This window comes from Steroidobacter flavus (assembly GCF_042651805.1).
GTDB classification, from domain to species: domain Bacteria; phylum Pseudomonadota; class Gammaproteobacteria; order Steroidobacterales; family Steroidobacteraceae; genus Steroidobacter; species Steroidobacter flavus.
Genome location: NZ_JBHSDU010000015.1, coordinates 1114214 through 1134559 on the forward strand (window position 1 = coordinate 1114214; position 20346 = coordinate 1134559).

General features: G+C 62.1%; 17 protein-coding genes. 3 read left to right on the forward strand and 14 right to left on the reverse strand.

Going from position 1 to position 20346, the window contains the following annotated elements; translation table 11 throughout:
• Positions 1-4 precede the first annotated feature (4 nt).
• Genes ACFPN2_RS32525 through ACFPN2_RS32540 form a run of 4 tightly spaced genes read right to left on the reverse strand, consistent with a single transcriptional unit; the run spans position 5 to position 6123 of the window.
• On the reverse strand, positions 5-1213 hold the full coding sequence (locus ACFPN2_RS32525) for a CaiB/BaiF CoA transferase family protein (protein WP_380604533.1): 1209 nt from the start codon (positions 1211-1213) through the stop codon (positions 5-7).
• 4 nt (positions 1214-1217) lie between these two features.
• Positions 1218-2390, reverse strand: a complete 1173-nt coding sequence (locus ACFPN2_RS32530; RefSeq protein ID WP_380604535.1) for an aromatic ring-hydroxylating oxygenase subunit alpha — start codon at positions 2388-2390, stop codon at positions 1218-1220.
• A gap of 3 nt (positions 2391-2393) precedes the next feature.
• Entirely contained in the window at positions 2394-3764 is a 1371-nt protein-coding gene (locus ACFPN2_RS32535; RefSeq protein WP_380604537.1) for an MFS transporter, read from the reverse strand.
• Positions 3765-3771: 7 nt separating this feature from the next.
• The gene (locus ACFPN2_RS32540; protein ID WP_380604539.1) at positions 3772-6123 is read right to left on the reverse strand and encodes a TonB-dependent receptor; all 2352 of its coding nucleotides are present in this window, start codon (positions 6121-6123) and stop codon (positions 3772-3774) included.
• A 159-nt stretch (positions 6124-6282) separates the two neighbouring features.
• On the opposite strand from ACFPN2_RS32540, the gene ACFPN2_RS32545 reads away from it, so the two are divergent.
• The 3 genes from ACFPN2_RS32545 to ACFPN2_RS32555 are packed head-to-tail and all read left to right on the forward strand — an operon-like array spanning position 6283 to position 8509.
• Complete coding sequence (locus tag ACFPN2_RS32545; RefSeq protein ID WP_380604541.1) at positions 6283-6861, forward strand: metallophosphoesterase family protein; 579 nt, start codon at positions 6283-6285, stop codon at positions 6859-6861.
• A gap of 47 nt (positions 6862-6908) precedes the next feature.
• Positions 6909-7349 (forward strand): Zn-ribbon domain-containing OB-fold protein, encoded by a 441-nt coding sequence (locus ACFPN2_RS32550; protein WP_380604543.1) that lies wholly within the window; start codon positions 6909-6911, stop codon positions 7347-7349.
• Positions 7346-8509: a thiolase C-terminal domain-containing protein gene (locus ACFPN2_RS32555; protein WP_380604545.1), complete on the forward strand. Its 1164-nt coding sequence runs from the start codon at positions 7346-7348 to the stop codon at positions 8507-8509. Before ACFPN2_RS32550 ends, ACFPN2_RS32555 begins: the two co-directional genes overlap by 4 nt.
• 11 nt (positions 8510-8520) lie before the next feature.
• Here ACFPN2_RS32555 and ACFPN2_RS32560 read toward each other — a convergent pair whose 3' ends face one another.
• From ACFPN2_RS32560 to ACFPN2_RS32605, 10 genes are read right to left on the reverse strand one after another with little or no spacing between them, the layout of a single operon-like run.
• Positions 8521-8949, reverse strand: a complete 429-nt coding sequence (locus ACFPN2_RS32560) for an SDR family NAD(P)-dependent oxidoreductase (protein WP_380604547.1) — start codon at positions 8947-8949, stop codon at positions 8521-8523.
• Positions 8950-8951: 2 nt separating this feature from the next.
• Positions 8952-9707 carry an SDR family NAD(P)-dependent oxidoreductase gene (locus ACFPN2_RS32565; protein ID WP_380604549.1) on the reverse strand — a complete coding sequence of 252 codons (756 nt, stop codon included), beginning with the start codon at positions 9705-9707 and terminating at the stop codon, positions 8952-8954.
• Between the two features lie 13 nt (positions 9708-9720).
• Positions 9721-10842, reverse strand: coding sequence for an acyl-CoA dehydrogenase family protein (locus ACFPN2_RS32570; protein WP_380604551.1), 1122 nt, complete (start codon positions 10840-10842; stop codon positions 9721-9723).
• Positions 10839-11786: an acyl-CoA dehydrogenase family protein gene (locus ACFPN2_RS32575; protein ID WP_380604553.1), complete on the reverse strand. Its 948-nt coding sequence runs from the start codon at positions 11784-11786 to the stop codon at positions 10839-10841. Before ACFPN2_RS32575 ends, ACFPN2_RS32570 begins: the two co-directional genes overlap by 4 nt.
• A 4-nt stretch (positions 11787-11790) precedes the next feature.
• Positions 11791-12930 carry an acyl-CoA dehydrogenase family protein gene (locus tag ACFPN2_RS32580; protein ID WP_380604555.1) on the reverse strand — a complete coding sequence of 380 codons (1140 nt, stop codon included), beginning with the start codon at positions 12928-12930 and terminating at the stop codon, positions 11791-11793.
• A 9-nt stretch (positions 12931-12939) separates the two neighbouring features.
• Positions 12940-14154: an acyl-CoA dehydrogenase family protein gene (locus tag ACFPN2_RS32585; protein ID WP_380604557.1), complete on the reverse strand. Its 1215-nt coding sequence runs from the start codon at positions 14152-14154 to the stop codon at positions 12940-12942.
• Positions 14155-14164: 10 nt separating this feature from the next.
• Positions 14165-14956 carry an enoyl-CoA hydratase-related protein gene (locus ACFPN2_RS32590; RefSeq protein WP_380604559.1) on the reverse strand — a complete coding sequence of 264 codons (792 nt, stop codon included), beginning with the start codon at positions 14954-14956 and terminating at the stop codon, positions 14165-14167.
• 9 nt (positions 14957-14965) lie between these two features.
• Entirely contained in the window at positions 14966-16483 is a 1518-nt protein-coding gene (locus ACFPN2_RS32595; RefSeq protein WP_380604561.1) for an aldehyde dehydrogenase, read from the reverse strand.
• Between the two features lie 9 nt (positions 16484-16492).
• Positions 16493-18094: a GMC family oxidoreductase gene (locus ACFPN2_RS32600; RefSeq protein ID WP_380604563.1), complete on the reverse strand. Its 1602-nt coding sequence runs from the start codon at positions 18092-18094 to the stop codon at positions 16493-16495.
• A 13-nt stretch (positions 18095-18107) separates the two neighbouring features.
• On the reverse strand, positions 18108-20276 hold the full coding sequence (locus ACFPN2_RS32605) for a TonB-dependent receptor (RefSeq protein ID WP_380604565.1): 2169 nt from the start codon (positions 20274-20276) through the stop codon (positions 18108-18110).
• Between the last annotated feature and the right edge of the window lie 70 nt (positions 20277-20346).

Below are 20346 nucleotides of genomic sequence, written 5' to 3' on the forward strand. Positions count from 1 at the left end.
GTTCTCAGCGAGCTGCGTGGGAATAAATCGCGCCCTGATCCAGCAAGTCGCGCATTTCGTTGGCACCGAGGCCGAGCACATCAGTCAGCACTTGCTGCGTGTGTTGCCACTGCCCCGGCGCCAGCGCAGGCGCGAAGGACTGCCCCGGCGTCTTTACGGGCGTCGCGGCCAGGCGCAATGGCTTGCCATCGGGGCCACGAACTTCATAAACATTCTCGCGCGCCAGGAAATGCGGGTCGGTTGCGAGGCTTTCGACGGTGTTGACCGGACCGCCCGCGATGCCTTTGGATAGAAACAGCTCCATCCATTCGCTCGCGCGTCGGGTACGGAAGATCGCCGTGAGCTCGCGAAAGATGAGCTCGTCGTCGACCGTCTGCAGATCGGTACGCTCGACCGCTCGACAAAATCGTTCCCAGAATTTCGGCCGGGTCGCCTGGAAAAAAATCTGACGGCCATCGCTCGTCTCGTAGGCATGCAAGCGTGGCCAGCCAATCATCTTGCCGTCCTCGTGCAGGAAGCCGGGACGCTGGTGCAATTGCCCCGTGTTGAGTGCCCGATCGACACCGTCCGGCAGCCAATGCGCAGCCGATTCCGCCCCGGTCACTTCAATCGACGCGCCCTCCCCGGTCGCTCGCGCACGGATGACGGCGGCGAGCGTGCCCAAGGCCGCATTCAAGCCCATGGCATTCATTCCGATGGGCGCCCAATCGGCTTTGGCTCGTTGAGCACTCGTCAACGCGTACAGATTGGTGGCCGACAGTGCCGCGAATGCATCGAACGCCGGCGCGTGCGAGCCAAGTGTGTGATAAGGGCCCGTGCTGCCGAGCCCCGACAGCGAACAGAAAACGAGTTTGCGATTGTCGGCTCGCAGCGTCTCGAAGCCGAGGCCCAGTCGCTCGAGATATCCCGCGCGCATGCCCTCGATCACGACATCGGACTTCGCGGCCAGGCGCCGGAAAACAACACGGCCCTGCTCGCTGTCCAGATTCACGCCGACACTTTTCTTACCGCGATTCCAGCGCAGGTGTAGAAAGCCGACGCCATCGGGCGCGCTCACTGCCGGCGACCCCGTGTGACGGACCGGATCGCCGTCGGCGCCTTCGATCTTGATGACCTCGGCGCCCATGTCGGCGAGGTAACCGCCCAGGCTGGACGGCCCCAGTTGCGCCACTTCCAGGACCTTCAAACCTCGCAGAAAATCGTAGCCGGCCATGCGCTCAAGTCGTGCCGTTGCCCAGATCCTGGATCAACTGCCAGTGCAGGTGCTGAGCCGCGCGCTCGTTCTTGCCGTACACGAACGTGCCGTCGGGATTTGCCTGCGCATTCTTTTGAATGAACTCTTCCATCGGCCAGTCTTCCTTCTGGGCCGCGTTGGACAGAATGTCCCAGCTGGCGTTGATCCGGCTTTCCATCTCCGGGCTCAGAATTTCCGGACGCACCAGGAAACGAATGTGCACCGTGGATTTGTTTGGATTGCCGGGCACCGGCCACACGGTCCAGAACTCCACATGATCGGGCGCACCGATGATCAGTGCGTTGGGATACAGCAGGAGCAGCGAACTGATGTACTTGGAGCTGCCTTCGAGCTCAGCGCCCTCTCTCACCAATTGCTCGAGCTTGCGACGCGGCTGAAACAACTTGCCGTGTCGGCCATAGGCTTGAAACACAGCGGTGTGAGTGGCCACGAGCTTGCCCACGCCGCCCACGTGCAGGAACTGGGGATGCATGCTGTCCACGGCGCCGTCCATCACCAGCTTCCAGTTGATGTCGAGCGTGAAGGACTTGTCCAGGAAGATCTGCGAGCGTTCCAGCCCCCACGGCGCTAGCTCCGCATCGACTTCCGGCCCGAAGTACTCCTCGATGGAGCGGCCCGGCGCACCCGACAGCTCGACCAGCACGAAGCCATGTCGAACATGGGTCGTGAATCGCTTCAGGCCATTGCAGGACCGGTCGATGGTGCCGAAGGATTCCTCATAGGGAACATGCCGCAGGTTGCCACCTTCGGAGTTGTAGGCCCAGCCGTGATACTGGCACATGAACACGCGCTTCGATCCAGCCGCCGCCTGCTCCACCCGTCCGCCTCGATGGCGGCACATGTTGTGAAACGCCGCTACGGTGCCGTCGCTCTGGCGCACGATGAGCAACGCGACGCCGAGCACTTCGCGGGTCACATAGCTGCCCGTATCTTTCAGCTCGGACACGTGCGCAACGATCACGGGCAACGATTTCAGCAGCGCGATCTCGGCCTCCGCTCGAGCTGGATTCACAAACTGATCGATGGGAATGCGCAGCTCCGACGGCGCGGTATCCGTCGTCTTGTTACGAATGTGCTCGATCAACCGCTGCGCGACGCTGTTATCGACGCGAACGCTGCTGGTGCCTTGACTCATAAACTACTCCTCGGGAACGGGCACGGGCGGATGACCGAACAGAGCACTACGCTCCGAACGCGATGCTTGAGCGGAGCCGTCGAAATGTCGCAGAGCTCGCCCCAGCAACAGATAAGACAGAGGAACGGTGCCGACCGCGATGACCGACAGCGCGACCGTCAACGATTGGGAAGCAAAGGAACTGAGTTGATCGCTCAGCACGCCGACCAGCAGCGGCCCGAGACCGGTACCGATCAACGCGCACACCAGTCCTTGTAGCGCCATGATCCGCGCTCGCAACGGCTTGGGCGTAATGAACTGCAGTGGCACCGTCGACATCCCGAGAATGGCGCTGCTACAGAGAAGCGAAACACCGACGACGGCCAGCTGAATCCACACGGAAGAAATCTGCGGCCCGATGACTGCCGCCGGCAGCGCCACCATCAAACACACTCGCAGCAAGCGAATCGTATTGGTCACAACATCGCCGTGCGCCCTGCCCAACAACATTCCCGCGCCCAAGGTGCCGATGGCTCCCGACACGAGAAACACAGGACCGAACATGACACCGACCGTATGCGTGTCCATGCCGTGAGCGCGCATCAAAGCCGCAGGCACCCAAGCGACCTGGGCGTTGAACAGCAACACGACGAGTGCGGTGGCCACGATGTACGCCATGAGTGGCCGCCAGTCAGTTCGAAGAAACGTCAGCAGCTCCGAGACGGTTGCCTCGCCTTTGTTGCTCGCTTCAGCGGTCCTCGGTTCCTTCAACAACCACAGCACGAGCAAGGCCACCAGAAGGCCCGGTGCACCCGCCATGATGAAAACCCACTGCCACGAGTCCAGTTGCCCGATGCCTGGAATCGCAGGCCATGGCGTTTGCGCAACGGCGGCGTAAATCGCACCACCACCGACCAGCGCAATCGCTCCGCCGAGATAGGGAGCGAGCATGAAGATCGATGTCGCACGCACTAAACGTTTGGGCTCGTACGTGTCGGCCATCATTGTCAAGGCGGCCGGCGGCAACCCCGACTCTGCCGCCGCCACACCGATGCGAGCCAGCAGCAAGTGCCAGAAGTTGGCGGCGAGACCGCAGAGCATGGTCATGCAGCTCCACACAGCGATGCACGCCGTGATGATGCGAGGCCGATTGCCACGATCCGACAGATGCGCCAGCGGCAAACTGGCGAGCACATAAAACACCGAAAAGCTCAGCCCTTGAATGACCCCGATCTGGGTGTCGCTCAAGGTCAGCGCCGACTTGATCGGCTCGACCAGCAGACTGATGACGTGCCGATCCACATACGACAACGTGAAACAGCACGTGAACAACACCGCAACCAGCCATGACGCGCCGGTACGGTGCTGCACGATGCTCGGCCCGAGGGCGGACAAGCTCGCCTCACTCCCCGAAGTGATAACGCACGTTGATACCGTACCGCCGCGGCTCCTCGGCGATGTGGCTGGTGAAGCCCAGTCCGTTCAACGTCACGAACAACGAGCTGCTTTCCTTATCGAGCAGATTGGTGACATACGCTGAAACATCGAAGCGCGAGCCCAGCACCGCGTTCCAGCTCACGTCGGCATTGACGAGCTCTCTCGCCGCAACTCCGGTGACGCCGGGAATCACGTCGTCGACCGCGCTGTAGGCGTCGATGTGATAGAACGAGCTGCCGACCGACACGTCGCCGCGACTCGAATCCATTGGCACCGTGTAGCGAGCGCCAATGGTGTAGACGTTCTTCGGTGCGCGAGCGAACGGCGCATTCGAAAGATCGGTGCCATCCGGCGCGATGAACTCGGTGAAGGCAGCGTCGGTGTAGGCGTAATCGGCCGTCAGCTCCAGCGACTCGATCGGTCGTAGCATGAACTCGGCCTCGAAGCCTTGAATGCGCGCACGGCCCGCGTTGGTGGTCACCGCCGTCACCGGCGCGACGTTGGGATCGGTCAGGATGCGCTGGATGTCTTCGTACTTGGAGTAATAAGCCGCCAGATTGGTCCGCACGAACATGTCGCCGGGCCGCCAGTCGGCCTTCAGGCCGAGCTCGACGTCGTCCACGGTTTCCGGCTTGAACGTACGAGCCAGACCGACCTGCGTCGCCGCGCGCGAACCGAAGCCGCCACTGCGATAGCCATGACGATGCGCGAGGTATACAAGCTTCGAGTCGGCGAACTGATAGTCGAGACTGAGGTTGTAAGTGGGCTCGGAGAACGAGGCGTCATTGGTGACCGTGCAGTCGTCCAGCGTCGGTGTCGTCTCGGGAGTGGCAGGATTGTTGTCCTGATCCAGCGTGAAGCGGCACGCGCTCCGGGTGCGGTTGCGAATCGTCGCCTCGCGCTCGTCCTTCGTGTAGCGCACGCCTGCCGTCAGCTTCAAGCCGTCAACCAACTCATAGGTTCCCTGCACGAAGCCTGCGTAGCTCTTGTTTTCGCCTGCGACATCGGTGATCGAATACGCCGGGCCCACATAGTCCTCGACGTGCACCGGCTCGATCGGGCCTGGATCGACCGCACCCGCATACGATTCCGCCTGCGTGCGGCCCTTCTCGCGGAAATAAAACAAACCGGCGATCCAGTCGAGCCGACCGGTCGTGCCGAGCAGCTGGAACTCTTCGCTGACTTGATGCCCGCGATCGTTGCGCTCCTGCGGGAACAGCGCGCTCTCGGTGCCATCGACGTCGTCGCGCAACTCGTCTTCGACGGTGCGATAGCCGACGATGTTCTTGATGCTCACATTGTCACCGAGCGGCACAGTGATGGTGTTCGAGAACGTATGAGTCTTGATGTCGTTGAAGATCGGCGTGCCGTTGGCAACGCGATACATGCCGCGGGCCTGCTGTTCGGCGAGCAGCGTCTCTAACGGACGATAACCCCGAGCGGTACGAAACGCTTCGCCATTGAACGATCCGTTCGGGTTCACGTACTTGATGAAGCTCGGCGTGCTCCCGCTGTCGTCGCGAAAGTAGTCGTACGTCGTCAGAACTTCGGCATCACCCGGCAGACTCAGCAGCGCCGACACGCGCGCCGCCTGCTGATCGGTGTCGTTGATGTTTCGACCCAGCAGCTCGTCGTACACGAAGCCGTCGTCCGTGCGATTCACGGCCGCCACGCGCAGCTTCAACATGTCGCTGACCGGCACGTTGATCATCGCCTCGGTGTTGAACGTCTCGAGGTTGCCGCCGGTCAAGCTCACATTGCCTTCGAATCGACCCGTCGGCTTGTTGGGCCGGAGCACGACGGCGCCGCCAGTGGTATTGCGACCGAAGAGCGTGCCTTGCGGGCCGCGCAGGATTTCAACCGAACCAATATCGAACAGCGCGGCGTTCACGCCTTGGGTGCGTGCCATGACGACGTCGCCGAGATACACCGACACCGAAGGATCGCCAATGATCGAGAGCTCTTGAGCACTCAGGCCGCGAATCGTAAACGCGGGTTGCGACCGACCGCCGCCCGAGGCCGGTACCGACACGAGCGCCGGCGCGGCTTGCGAGAGTTGAGCGACAGAGAGAATGTTTTGGTGTTGCAGGTCGGCTGCACTGACCGCCGTCACCGCGAGCGGCACATCCTGCAATCGCTCGTCGCGACGGCGAGCGGTCACGATCACTTCTTCGGGACCGGCCGAAGATGGTTGCAAGGTCGTGGGAGCCGCTTCGGACGGAGTCTCCACCTGAGCCAGTGCCGCTGCTGTCGCAAAGACCCCGGTAAAGACCGTCAAGCCGCAGAAGAAATTCGTACGAAGCCCAGAGTTCGCCATAGCCCCCTCGTCCGCAGTGCCTCGCACTGCCTTTTTGCCGGCAGCCCACTCGACTCCTGCCCTGGACTCTTCGTAAGCCAAAATTCGTTTTGTGCGTTTATCGCACGTCTGTTACGATAAAGTACACCAAAGTGAGTGGTCGGCCGTCAAGCCCTGAACATGAAGCTCGGCATCGTTTCCGATATCCACGCGAACGCTCGTGCCCTGCGCCGCGCGTTCGAATTGATGGGCGACGTGGATCGCTGGATCTGCCTGGGCGATTGCATCAACCAATTTCGTTTTTCCAACGAGGTGGTGCGTGAGCTGCGCGATCGCGATGTCTGCACCATCTGGGGCAATCACGAAGAAGTTTTTTTCAGCCCGCAGGGCACGCGGGCGCGCACCGAAGACTGGATCGACCCGGAGCTGATGACTTGGTTGTCGCAACAACCCAAGCGCAGAGAGTTGCAACTCGCCGGCAAACGGGTGCTGCTCGTTCACAGCACGCCGTGGGAATCGGGCGGCGCGTACATCCATCCATCGTCGAGTGACTTCCAACGATTTGGCGACGTCGCCGCGGATATCGTCATGTATGGACACATTCACTGCCCCGTCGCGACTCGTGTTGCGAAAACATTGGTGATCAATCCCGGCTCGACCGGCGAAGGCCGGCCCACCTCGCAGGGCTTTATTTCCAGCTGCGCGGTGCTGGAGCTCGAGACCGAAGCGGTCGAACATTTCGATTTCGTCGCTGACTGAGTTGTGATTACATGCAACGGCGCACAGCGTCTTTGATTGGAGTTTGAATGCAATTCTCTTACGAGCAACATCGAATCATCGGCGGCATCGGCGCCGACGATCAGTACTGGCGCGCATTGGAACAAGGCGAGTTCAAATTGCCTCGTTGTTCCGCCTGCAAGCGATGGACCTGGCCCGCGCATTACCGCTGCGGCGCCTGCGGCTCGTGGGAATTTGCTTGGGAGGCCGTCGAGCCTGTCGGCGTCGTCTATGCCTGGACCCGCACCTGCTATGCGTTCGAACGAGTGAAAGAGCGCGCCGCCGATGTTCCCTACGTCACCGTGCTCGCTGAAATTCCAGCGGCAGGCAACGCGCGCGTCATGGGCATTCTGCAAGGCTCGGAAGAACACCTTCGCATTGGCGCACCGGTTCGCGGCGTGATCTTGCCGCCGTCCGAGAAGAGCAAACATTATCCCTCCATCCAGTGGACGCTGGAGGTGCGCTCATGAGCACCATTCGTGGCAAGACAGCCATCGTCGGCGTCGGCCAGACGCCGTACTACAAGCGCGGCACTTCGCCCGATCCGGAGCTCAAGCTCTGCGTCCGCGCCATCGTCGATGCGTGCGAAGAAGCTGGCATCCAACCCAGTGAGGTGGACGGGTTTATCTCCTATGCCTCGGAACGCAGCGACGCCCAGAAGCTGATGCCTGCGCTCGGCACGCGCGAAGTGCGGTTCGCAGCGCTGAGCTGGATCCACGGGGGCGGCATTCCCGGCGCGCTCAGCATCGCCGCGAGCGCAATCATTGCCGGCCAGGCGAATGTCGTCGCCGTTTATAGATCGATGGCCGAGAGCGCGGGACAACGTCTGCGCATCAACGTCGCACAGGGCGACACCGCCGCCCAATATCTCGTCAACGGCTTGGAATCGCCCGTCCAGATCCTGGCTCTGCGCGCACAACGGCTGATCGAGGCCGACGGCGTGCCGGCGGACACGCTTCGTGCGATGGCGCAGGCGTGTTACTACCACGCTCGCAATAATCCTCGCGCTTACGGGCGCAATACCGTGCTCGATGACGCGACCTACGCGAATGCGCGCATGATCTCCGAGCCCTATCGATTGTTCGATTGCTCGCGCGAGAACGACGGCGCTTGCGCGGTCATCGTGGTTTCTGCGGAGCGCGCGAAGCAACTCAAGCAAAAGCCTGCCTACATTCTCTCGGCGCCGATGGGCGGCCTCGAAGGCAGCGGTGCGCGTGAGGAAAACATTCATCCCTACAGCACCGCTGGACAGGCCGGCGTGGCGCGACGGATGTGGGCCGAGTCTGGTTACGCGCCGAAGGACGTCGACGTTCTGCAGGTGTATCAGAACATGACCGGCATGGGCGTCGGTGCACTCATCGATCATGGCTTCTGCACATACGAAAACGCCGGCGAAGTCATTCGATTCGAGAATCTGATCGCGCCGAACGGCTCCCTGCCCTGTAACACTTCGGGCGGCGATCTCGCTGAAGGCTTCATTCACGGCATGGGCCTCATGGCGGAAGCGGTACGTCAGCTGCGCGGCACCTCCACGAATCAGGTGCCCGATGCGAAACTTTCGCTCATGACCGGCGGACCGGGCGATACGCTCACGAGCACGGCCCTGTTCGGCACGGAGGAGACGCTGTAACAGCAGCGTCGCTAAAACAGACCGGGGTAGGCACCGCCGTCCACGACGATGTTCTGCCCCGTCATGAATGCGAAGGGCGCGCCGGCGAGCGCCGAATAGAAATGCGCGTCGAACCAGCCGTCCCAATCGGTTCGCGACAACGACTCGAAGTCCGCAGGCCGCTGCGGTGTTCCTGCATGCGCAATCAGAATATCTGTCTGTGGATAGGCCGCGACGATCTCCGCCCGTCCGGCCGGCGTGCTCAGATCCGCAGCGATGCCTTCAATCACGCCGCCGGTCTCGCGACGTAACGAATCCACCGCACGCGTCGCTGACTCTGCCGTGCGGGCGACAATCGTTACGCGTGCCCCTTCGTTCGCCAGTCGCTGAGCCGCGGCATAGCCGATCCCGCGACTGCCGCTACAGACGAGCGCGAGTCGGCCCGAGATACCGAGATCCATCTTCAGACGATCGACAGGCCGCCGTCGAGCGTGAGGCAGCTGCCTGTCATGTACGACGCTTCGTCCGAGATCATCCAGACAGCGCCGCGTGCGATCTCGACGGGCTCGGCCCTGCGACCGTTCGGCAGCGTCATCGGGCCGACATCCTTGGGTTTCGTGGCCGCCGCCTTGACCGCCAGCGGCGTGTTCGTCGCTCCGGGCAGCAATGCATTGATACGAATGCCCTGCTTCGCGTAATCAATCGCAGCGGCGCGCACGAGCCCGTTCACGCCAGCCTTGCCCGCGCAGTACTCGGGGCTCGTTGTGAGTCCCATGACGGCAGCGACGGACGAGATCGCGCAGATCGAACCTCCGCCGACCTTCAGCATCGCGGCGATTTCATACTTCATGCACAGGAACATCCCGCGCAGGTTGATGGCCATATGCGCGTCCCACTCGCTTGCGTCGAGCTCGTGGACTTTCTTGCCAAGCTGGCCGATGCCGGCGCCATTGATGGCCGCATCGAGCCTGCCGCCGAAGGCCTCCGCCGCCTCGACCATCGCTTTCACCTCAGCTTCGTCGGCAACGTTGGCACGAACAAACTGCGCGCGTCGTGCGCCGTTCGCGTTCACACTCTCCACGACCTCGCGGCCGCCCGCCTCGTTGATATCGGCGACGGTGACGATCGCACCATGACCGACGAGCAATTCGACCGCAGCGCGGCCGATGCCACTGCCGCCGCCTGTCACGATCACTGACTTGTCTGCTAGTCCAATCACAACACGCCCTCGATCAGGGAATCGCGAGCAATCTGCCGCGAGAGAAATCCGAGCCCAGCGCCTGCGCAAAGGAAAGGCCGGCCACCCGTTCGCGATGCTGGAGCGATGTGCCGAGCCAGGCCGCGTTCAACCGCGCACGCTTCATGAACAAATGACACTCGTGCTCCCAGGTGAAGCCGATGCCGCCGTGAAGTTGAATCGAGTCGCCGGCGACGCCGGTATAGACATCGCATGCCGAGGCCTTGGCGGAGGATGCAAGAGAAGACGCATTCGAAGCCGCGCTCGCCAACTGAGACGCCGCCTGAGTGGTCAAGGCACGTGCGCCTTCGAGCCAGACTTTCCAGCTGGCAGCGCGATGTTTCAACGCCTGGAATGAGCCGATCGGTCGACCGAACTGAGTTCGCACACTCATGTACGCGACGGTGCGCTCCAGGATGTGCATGCCGCCGCCGACGCTGTCGAGCGCCAGGGCAACGCTGGCATGATCGAGCAGTCGCTCCCAGTGTGCCGTCGTGAGCGCCAACCGGTCTCCGGCGCCGATCCGCACTCCTTCAAGCGTGACCGTGCACATCGCGCGAGTCAGATCGATGATGGGCGCGGGCTTGACCGCCACACCGGACGCGGACGCTCCGATTATCGCTAGCTCAACCCCGCGCTCACTACGCACGGGCAGCAGCAAATAGTCGAGCTTGCCGGCGTAACCCACGTTCGAAACGCGTCCACTAACGACACCATCGGATGTGACTTCCGGCAGGGGCTCGCCTTGTAACGGCAGCGCCGTCGAGATACGAACCTCGCCTGCGGCGATCTTCGGCAGCCACGTCGATTTCTGATCGTCAGTGCCAGCGAGCGAAATCGCGTCCGCGGCCAACAACATGGGCAGCGCAGGCAAGGGCGCGAGGAAACGTCCCAACTCTTCATAAAGGACCGCGAGCCCTGCGTAACCCAAGCCGAGTCCGCCGTGCTCTTCCGCGATCGCCACGCCGAACCAGCCAAGCGAGGCCGCTTCAGTCCAAAGCTCTTCCTCGGCTTGCGAGGCTCGGCCTTCCTTGAAGTGGGCGATCGTTCCGTCCCACTTGCCTTCGAGCACGGGCCGGATCGCTTCGCGAAGCTCGCTGCCTGCAGCGTCCGTCATGCGCGCCCTCCCGCAACTTTTCGGGTCGACCACCGCGCGCGAGCGATGCTTTGCGCAGCGTTGTGAGCACCGCCGACCTCACTCTGTAACGCGCGCAGTCGATAAGTCCAGAAATGCAGCAGATGCTCGTTGGTCACGCCCATCGCACCATTGAACTGATGCAAGTCGACCATGAACTTCTTCACGTGCTGTTGGGCATAACACGCCGCCTCATCCGCATGCGCAGGATCGCCGCTCCAGGCGGCACGCAATGTGAGGAACTGAATGCCTTGAGCAACCATATGACACTGAACGAGCCGGTGCTGAACGCTTTGATACGAACCGACGGCGCGACCGAGCACGTGCCTGTTGTTGACATGATCGATCGTGAATGCGATCGCACTCTGTACCGTACCGGCGCACTCCGCTGCCAGCGCCACGCGCCACCACTGTCTCAGTGTAGCCGCCGCGCCCACGATGCGCCGACTCCGCGTCAGATCTGGTTGTGTATGAAAGCGACCGAATGGATACGCGTAAATGGACGGCGTGGTCTCGACATCCTTCGCGTCGACCTTGACGACCAGAACATCGTCACCGCTTTCCACAAATGCCGTGCGCGCCACCGGAAGATTGCGGATCGGCTTGTCGAGGTTTCCGGCCCCGATCAGAGCGATGGGCCCCTCGACTCGCTCATCAGGCAGCAGCCGGGCAGCAACAACTGCAGAGGCGCCCACCTCCACCGTCGCCGGAATACGCGACGCTTCAATCGTAACGAGCGCCGCCTCCAACGCACCCAGATCTCGGCCGGCATCGAGGAAGCCGTTCTCGAGCAGCAAGTGCTGCAGCTTGTGATCGAAATGACAGAAGCCTTGGCGATTCGATACCGCCAGTTCCGAATGGTCGGCGAGGATGGCCTGCACGGCCTCGACTAGAGCGGACTGTTCCTCGGTCAGTTTGAAATCCATCGACTCATTTCCTCGGCAGCCCGAGGCCGCGTTGCGCCACCAGATCGAGTTGAATCTCGTTGGTGCCGCCGGTGATGCCGGCGGGCGTGTTGATACGGTAATAGTCATCGAGCAGCAGATGGCCGCCGGCTAATGCGTCCGGTGCGAACTGCGCGATGAAGTCCATCAAATCCTGCACGGCCTCGAGCGAACAAATGCGCGACAGGTTGGCGTCGGTATTCGGCGGCTGACGTTTCACACGTTGATCGACCACGCGATACGTGAGCAATCGAGCGGCTTCGAACTTCGCGACCAGCTCTCCCGCGAGCGTCTGGATGATGGGGTCATCCCAGCGCCCTTCGCTCTGCAACTTCTCGACCACCATGTCCAACGCTTCCAGGCCGACGTGATATCGCGGCACGCCGACCCGTTCGTACGACAGCGCGTGCGTGATGATTTCCCAGCCCCGGTTCTCTTCACCGACGCGTGAACTCACAGGCACACGGACATCTTCGAAGAACACTTCGTTGAGATGGCCGTCTTTGACCAGACCGGAATAGGACGCGACGCGAATGCCCGGCGAATTCATCGGCACGAGCAGCACGGTGATGTCCTTGCGCTCGGGCCCGGTGCGCACGAGCAGGATGCACCAGTCCGCTTTGCGTGCGTAGGACGTCCAGATCTTTCCGCCATTCACGACGTAGTGATCGTCGCGACGCTCGGCTTTGGTCTTCAACGCCGCCAGATCGGTGCCGGCGTTCGGCTCGGAAAAGCCCTGACACCAAATCACCTTGCCACTGGCGATTCCGCCCAGGTGCTGCCGCTTCTGTTCTTCGGTGCCGTACTTCATCAGCACCGGACCGATCCAGTTGATGTTCATGTACTGGCCGCCGCGAGGCTCGCCGGCTGCCTTCATCTCTTCGCCGAGAATGAAATGTTCCCAATCCTCGCCGGCGTTGCCGCCGTACTCGGTCGGCCAGTGCGGCACCAGCAGTCCGCGCTTCGCCAGCTCCGCGCAAAACCAGCGCGAGAAGTCCATCGCTTCGTCGGAGGCATAACTGCGCTTGACGTAAAACTCGTCCCAGTTGTCCGGGAGCAATTCGTCCAGCGCGGTGCGCACGCGCTGTCGATAGTCGATCTGTTGGGGAGTCCAGCCGAATTCCATGTTGCAGCCTCAGGGCCCGACGGCGAGCTTCGGCTCGCGCGGCAGGCCTAACGTCTTCTCAGCGATGATGTTGCGTTGGATCTCGTTGCTGCCCCCTGCGATGGTGCAGGCCCACGAGTACAAGTTGTCGTGCATCCAGTAGCCGGATTCGTAACCGCCGCCCATCAACACCGATTGCACGTATTGAGCGGAGATGCCGCCCAGCTGCACGCCGAGATCGGTGAACTTCTGCAGCATCTCGCTGTGATAGATCTTGATGATGGACGCTTCGGAGCCGCCACCGTCACCGCGCAGCGCGCGGGTGAGCATGTTTCCAACCAGCACATGCAATGTTTCGGTGCCGATGTGCACGTCGACGAGCTGACGCCGGATGCCGTCGTCGTCGATGAATCGCCCGCCCCAGGGCGCCGGCTTGGATGCATCGCGAACCAGCAGCGCGAGCGCCTGGCGCATGCGCTCCGCGAACTCGAGCGCAGTAAGACCGCGTTCGGAAGCGAGCGTCGATTGAGCGACTGCCCAACCCTGCCCTTCCTCACCGACGCGGTTCTCGGCCGGAATCTCGACGTTGTCCAGGAACAGCTCGCAGAAGTGCGAGCCACCGGTGAGCATCCGGATCGGCCGGCGTGTGACGCCTTTGCTCTCCAGATCCAGGATGAAATAGGAAATGCCTTTGTGCTTTGGCGCGCTGGAATCGGTGCGAGCGAGCAGCAAGCAGTAACGCGCGCGATACGCATTCGACGACCACGTCTTCTGACCATTGATGACGTAAACATCGCCGCGACGCTCCGCCTTGGTTCGCAAGCTGGCAAGATCGGAGCCGGCACCGGGCTCGGAAAAGCCCTGGCACCAGATTTCATCGCCGGTCAGGATGGCTGGCAGATGCCGCTTGCGCTGTTCATCCGAGCCCCACTCCAGCAGCGTGGCCGGCGCGTGATAGAGCGAGATGAAATAAAGAACGAGGCGCGGCGCGCCGGCACGAGCGAGCTCTTCGAACAACACGATCTGCTGCGGGAAGGACATTCCGCCGCCGCCCCATTCCTTGGGCCAATGCGGAGCGACGTAGCCGCCGTCGCGCATCTGACGAAACCACCGCTTCTGAAACGCGACGTGCTCGTCCTCCGACGCGCCGAGCATTTCGGTCTGCCAATCCTTCGGCAGATTGCGAGCAAGCCACTCGCGCACCTGCTGGCGGAAATCTTCGTGAGCCTTCAACTCTTCGATCATTGCGGCGTGCTCAGCGACCGAGCCATTGTGGGGCGCGCTTCTCGAGGAACGCGCGAGGACCTTCGCGATAATCTTCAGCGCTGGCGTTGCGCTCGAAAGCCTGCCTCATCACGACGCGCAACTCGGCATCGGTCATATCAGCGGCGACTCGCGCGACTTTCAAGCTTTCACGAACCGCGACCGGCGCGCATTTCGCAACCGCTTGCGCAAGCTCGACGGCAACGTCGAGCGCCGAGCCCGGCGATGCCACTCGATTGACGAGACCGTGAGCATGCGCCTGCATCGCCGATAGTACCTTTCCGGTCGCAATCAGCTCGATGGCGATATTCCGGGGGAGCAAACGAGGCAATCGGTACACGCCGCCCGCCGCCGCCATGAGACCGCGTGAGGTCTCGGGCAAACCGAACGTCGCGGTCTCCGCAGCTACGACCATGTCGCAAGTGAGCACAATCTCGAAACCGCCGCCGAGCGCGAAGCCCTCGACCGCCGCAATCCAAGGTTTCTCACGGGGGTAGTTCACGAAGCCGGCGAATCCGCCACGCGGCGTTCCCAACGTCGTCGCACGTCCAGCCGCGACCTCTTTCAAATCCGCGCCCGCGCAGAAGGCTTTGCCACCCGCGCCGGTCAACACGACGACCCACGTATCGGGATCCGCTTCAGTGAGCGTCAGCGCACGATCGATGCCTTCGGCGACCGATGCACTGACGGCATTGCGCGCTTCCGGCCGATCGATGGTGATCACCGCGACGTGAGGCGCCGGTGAATGCAAACGAACGGTGTCGGAGAGATTTTCCTGCGTCACGACTCGACCTCAGCTCTTGGCCCGCGCGGCCTCGGCCGCAGCGATATGCGCGGGAAGACCATCGAGCAGGACCGTCTTCGTCTCCAGATACGGCATGAGCCCTTCGACTCCGCCCTCCCGACCGACGCCGGATTGTTTGAACCCGCCGAACGCAATGGAGAAGTCGAGGCGCAATCCGTTGTGTCCAACGGTGCCGCTACGAAGTCGTCGCGCGACGCTATATGCGCGCTCGACGTCGTTGGTGAACACTGTCGCGTTCAATCCGTACGGGCTGTCATTGGCCAGCTCGATGGCGTGCTCATCGTTGTCCGCGGGAATGGCGACGATCACCGGGCCAAAGATTTCTTCCTGCGCGATCGCCGAGCGATTATCGACGCCGGCGAACACCGTCGGCTCCACGAAGAACCCACGCGATAAATGAGACGGCCGCCCGCCGCCCGTTGCGACCTTGAAGCCCGCCTCCTTGCCCTTCGCGATGTAACGCTCGACGATGTCGCGCTGTCGTGCCGTCGCGAGCGGCCCCATCTGTGTCGCCGGATCGAACGGATCGCCCACCACCACCTTCGACAACTTGCTGCTGAGTGCTTCGACGAAATCGTCATGCCGCGAGCGGGACACAATCATGCGAGTGAGCGACGCGCAGACCTGGCCGGTCATGTCGCATGCATTCGCCGCGATCGACTGTGCCGCCTTCTCCACGTCATAGTCATCGAGCACCACCGCCGCCGACTTGCCGCCGAGCTCGAGCGTGTAACGTGCCATCCGTTCGCCAAGAATCGAGGCGATGCGCTTGCCGGTTGCACTGGAACCGGTGAACGAAATCTTGTCGATGCCGGGATGGCGCACGAGCGCTTCGGACGCCTCGCGATCCGCAGTGACGACGTTGATCACACCTGGCGGGAGTCCCACCTTCTCCGCGATCTCCGCCATGATCAATGCATGACTCGGTGCTTCGGGCGAACCTTTGATGACGACGGTGCAACCCGCAAGCAACGCCGGCGCGACTTTGAAGCCGATGAGCGCAATCGGTCCATTCCAAGGAATGATCGCGCCGACCACACCGACGGGCTCGCGCACCAGCAACCCCACTTTCGCGCCGGAGAACGTGCGACGTTTCTCCTCGAACGCGAACTGGTTGGCCAGGCTCGCATAGAACTTGTACATGCCACTCACGCCGCCGGCATAGGCCGTGGCCATCGAGTGCAGGATGCCCATTTCATTGGGCCACGACCGGGCGACATCTTCCTTGCGACGATCCAGCTCTTCAGCAATCGCCGTCAGATAACGCGCCCGCTCGGCATGTGACATTCGCGGCCACGGGCCTTTGTCGAACGCGACGCGCGCGGCCGCGACAGCTCGGTTGATGTCCGCAGGCGTCGCCGCCGCCACCGAAATATATTTCTGCTCGGTGGCCGGCGCGATGACGTCGAGACTCTGATTCGACGAAGCCGCCACCCAGGCGCCGTCGATGAACAAACGGTCCGGATGCTGGAGGCTGGAAACATGGTTCATGGAAGTCGCGCTCATAAAAGTCGGTCAACGCTCCGCGAGAATGAGATCCGCCGCTCGCCAGCCGAGCACCATCGCCGGTCCATTGGTATTGCCTGAGGGCATGACCGGAAAAATCGAGGTGTCCACGACCCGAAGGCCATCGACACCCCGCACTCGCAGGCGTGGGTCGACGACGGATTGCTCATCCCTTCCCATGCGACAGCTGCCGCATGCGTGATAGTTCGTGTAGCCCATCTGCAGGTGCGCATCGAGGATCTGCTCGTCGCTCATGTATTGCGGGCCTGGACGAGTCTCCTGCGGCTTGAACGCCGAGAGCGCCGCGCTGTTCACGAAGCGGCGAGTGAGGCGCACGATGTCGATCATCTTCTTGCGGTCGTCCGGCGCAGTACCGTATCCAGATTGAATCTCCGGCAACTCACTGGCATTCCGCGAACGAATCGACACTGAACCCTTCGACTCAGGCCGCAGCGGATACACACACAGATTCATGCCCCCGTGCGGCTCGACGCCCGCGCCGGGATTCATATAGTTGATGCTGAACGGTGCGATCAGCATCTGCATGTCCGGACGCGACAAGTCGTCGCGTGATTTGAAGTACGCGACGGCATCATAAACGCCGGCCGCGAGGGCGCCACGCCGCGTGAGATAATATTGAGCGGCGGAGCGATATCGCCGCCAGCCCTGCAGATCGCGATTCACCGAACTGCGATCGGGAACGCGCCATTGCATGACGAGGCCGCGATGCTCGACAACGTTGCGACCGACTTCCGGGCTCTCCTGAACCAGCCGCACATCGTGTCGATGCAACAGCTCCGCTGGGCCGATGCCAGAACGTTGCAGAATCGCCGGCGAGGCCAGCGTGCCGCCACTGAGCAGGATCTCGCGACGGGCTTTGAAACTCACATTCGCGCCATTGTGAATCGCGCGAACCACCGTAGCGCGCCGCCCTTCGAACTCGACAGCATCGACTGCGGCGCCAGTAATCACAGTTAGGTTCGGTCGATCGCGGATCGGATCAAGGAACGCGGTCGCCCCACTTTGACGACGACCGCGATAAATGGTCCGCGGCGCATAGCCGATACGAGGTACATCTTCCGGATCGTTGACGTCCGCCTTGGGCGCGAGGCCCATCGACGCACCGGCTTTAATCGCTGCATCGATGAGCGGCGTGCGCATCTCCGGCAAAGAAATATGTAACGGCCCCCGATCGCCGCGCGTCGGCGCCGACCCGAGCTCGTGATTTTCCATCGCCCGATACGCGGCCCCGATGTGCTTCCAACTCCAGTCTTCGCTCGAGTCGGCCGCGAGCGAATCGTAGTCGGCATCCTGGCCACGCACGTAAACCATGCCGTTGACGGAGCTCGATCCGCCGAGGGTGCGTCCCCTCGCCCACGATTCGGCCGCATGTTTGGAAGCGGCGTCCGGCTGCGTCATGTAGGGCCACATGTGCACCGGACTCGCCATGATCTTGAAAATGCCTTTCGGCATGGTGATGAACGGATGACGATGCGAGCCGCCCGCTTCGATCAACAAGACCCGGTTGGCCGGGTCTTGCGAGAGCCGGTAGGCGAGCACGCAGCCCGCCGCACCGGCTCCCACGATCACATAGTCGAACGTTTCTTCCACGCTTGGGGCTCGATCAGAACTTATAAGACACCGAGAGGCCCGCTGCCGCCGGCTCGCCATAGATCTGCTGGATCGAGAACGGGCCCGGCAGCACTTCGGCGCGATAGTCCTCATCCGTCACGTTGTTGCCGTACACGGTGACCGATGTCGACCCGGACAGCGAAGTCCAGGTGGCACGCAGGTTCAACAGGGTGTAGCCGTCCTCGACGAACCGATTGATGGGATCGAAGTAGAACTTCGAGGTCGCATACAGATTCGCGTCGAACGACAGCTCGCCCCACGACACCGGCTGGTGATAGTTCACACCCAGCGTGCCGGAAGTCTCAGGCGCACGCTGCATCTGATTGCCGCTCGCGTCGACCGGCGGGTTGATGAAGATGCCGTACGCCGGCGACGTCGGATCGAGCACCTGCTGATAAGACACCGCGCCCGGGAAAGACTTGTACTCAGAGTGCACATATGTCGCGCCAGCACGCACCGACCATCGATCGGTGAGATCCGCGGTCACCTGCGCATCGAGACCATAGATCTCGGACTCGGCGGCGTTACGCGTCAAGCTGATCGTGCCGACGTACGACGCGATCTGCAGATCCTTGTAGTCGTAATAGAACGCAGCGGCATCGAACGTCAGGCCCTGGCCAGCCAGCTTGTAACCCACTTCGTATGCATTGATCTTCTCGGGATCGACCGGCGTGGTCGACTCGGTGATCGGCACCAGACCGGCCTTGTAACCCTGGGTGTACGAGGCATAAACGTTCGAGTAGGGCGTCAGCTCATAACGCAGCACCGCGCGCGGGGTCACGCTGGTCCAGCTGTGTTCGCCCTGGCGGCTGCCGGCCGGGTTCACCAGGTTCACATAGGAAGCGTCGGATTCATCGCGCCCCCAACGCACGCCCGCCGTCAGGAACAAGCCATCGGCGATCTCATAAGTGCCGTCGGCGAACGCGGCCAGCGATTTCTGCACGATGTTCGAGCTGAAGGCGGCGAACGGCGCCGCGGCGCCCACCTTCTGATTGAACGCGGGATACTCGTTCTCGTTGCGGTAGTAGAACAGGCCCGTGACCCACGAGAACTTCTCGCCCTCGCTCGAGGACAGGTTGAATTCCTGCGTCACGGTCTTGTCATTCACGCGCCAGAACGCTGAGAAGATATCCACCGGCGTGCTGTCGTAATCCTTGGCTTCATCGCTCTTCTCATCGCGATACATCGAGTACGACGTGAAGTTCAAGCCGCCCAGATCGAAGTCACCGCGCAGCGTTGCGCTGTTACCTTTGTAGTCGTGACCGGCTTTAGCCGTGCCCGAATAGTTGTGCGGACCGGTCGCGACCAGCGTTCCCGGAATCACCGAGCCGGCCGACAGACCTTCATAGGCGCTGGTGATGTTCGCGGTCGGATCGTCGGCGGCACGATGCTCGAGCGTCAACGCGATCTTGGCGTTATCGGAGGGCTTCCAGAGAATCTTCGAGCGCACGGTCGAGCGTTCAAAGGCGGCGACATCGTCCTTGCCCGTCACCAGGCTCTTGACGCTGCCATCGCCCTCTTCGTAGTACGCCGTCAGATCGGCCGAGAGAGTGTCGGTCAAACCGCCCGAGAGATAGCCGCTGATCGTGCGACGACCGAACGAGCCGAAGCCCGCGCGGATTTCGCCGGAGAGTTCATCGGTAGGATCGCGCGTGGTGACCAGAATGGCGCCACCCGTAGCGTTGCGGCCGAACAGCGTGCCTTGCGGTCCCTTCAACACATCGACGCTCTGCACGCTGACCAGATCGAAGTCCGAGCCCAGCAGGTTCGGAACATAGAAACCATCGACGTAGATCGCGACGTTGGAATTCATGCCGGGACCCGCGAGCGCGCTACCGACGCCGCGAATGGTTGGCTGCACGTAGGAGCCGGAGTAATCGAATCGCAGACCGGGCACCGCCTGAGGCAATGCACTGGTCGCGGCGACGCCAGCGTCTCGCAACGTGTCTCCGCTGAGAGAGGCGATGGAGATCGGCACGTCGACCGAGCGCTCCTCACGACGTTGGGCAGTGACCGTAATTACTTCGAGGCTGTCTGTTTGTGCCGTCTCGGCGGCGGGCGTCTCGGCAGTCTGAGCCGACGCGACGCCTGCAAGCAGGCTCGAAAACACAGATGCGGCAGCGAATGCTGATTGCACCGCTGATTTCACTTCAATCGTCATGGGTCCCCCTCTCAAGGCCTAAGGTCAGATCGTTTTCGAACCGCTGAAACCAATTGTGCGATTATCGCTC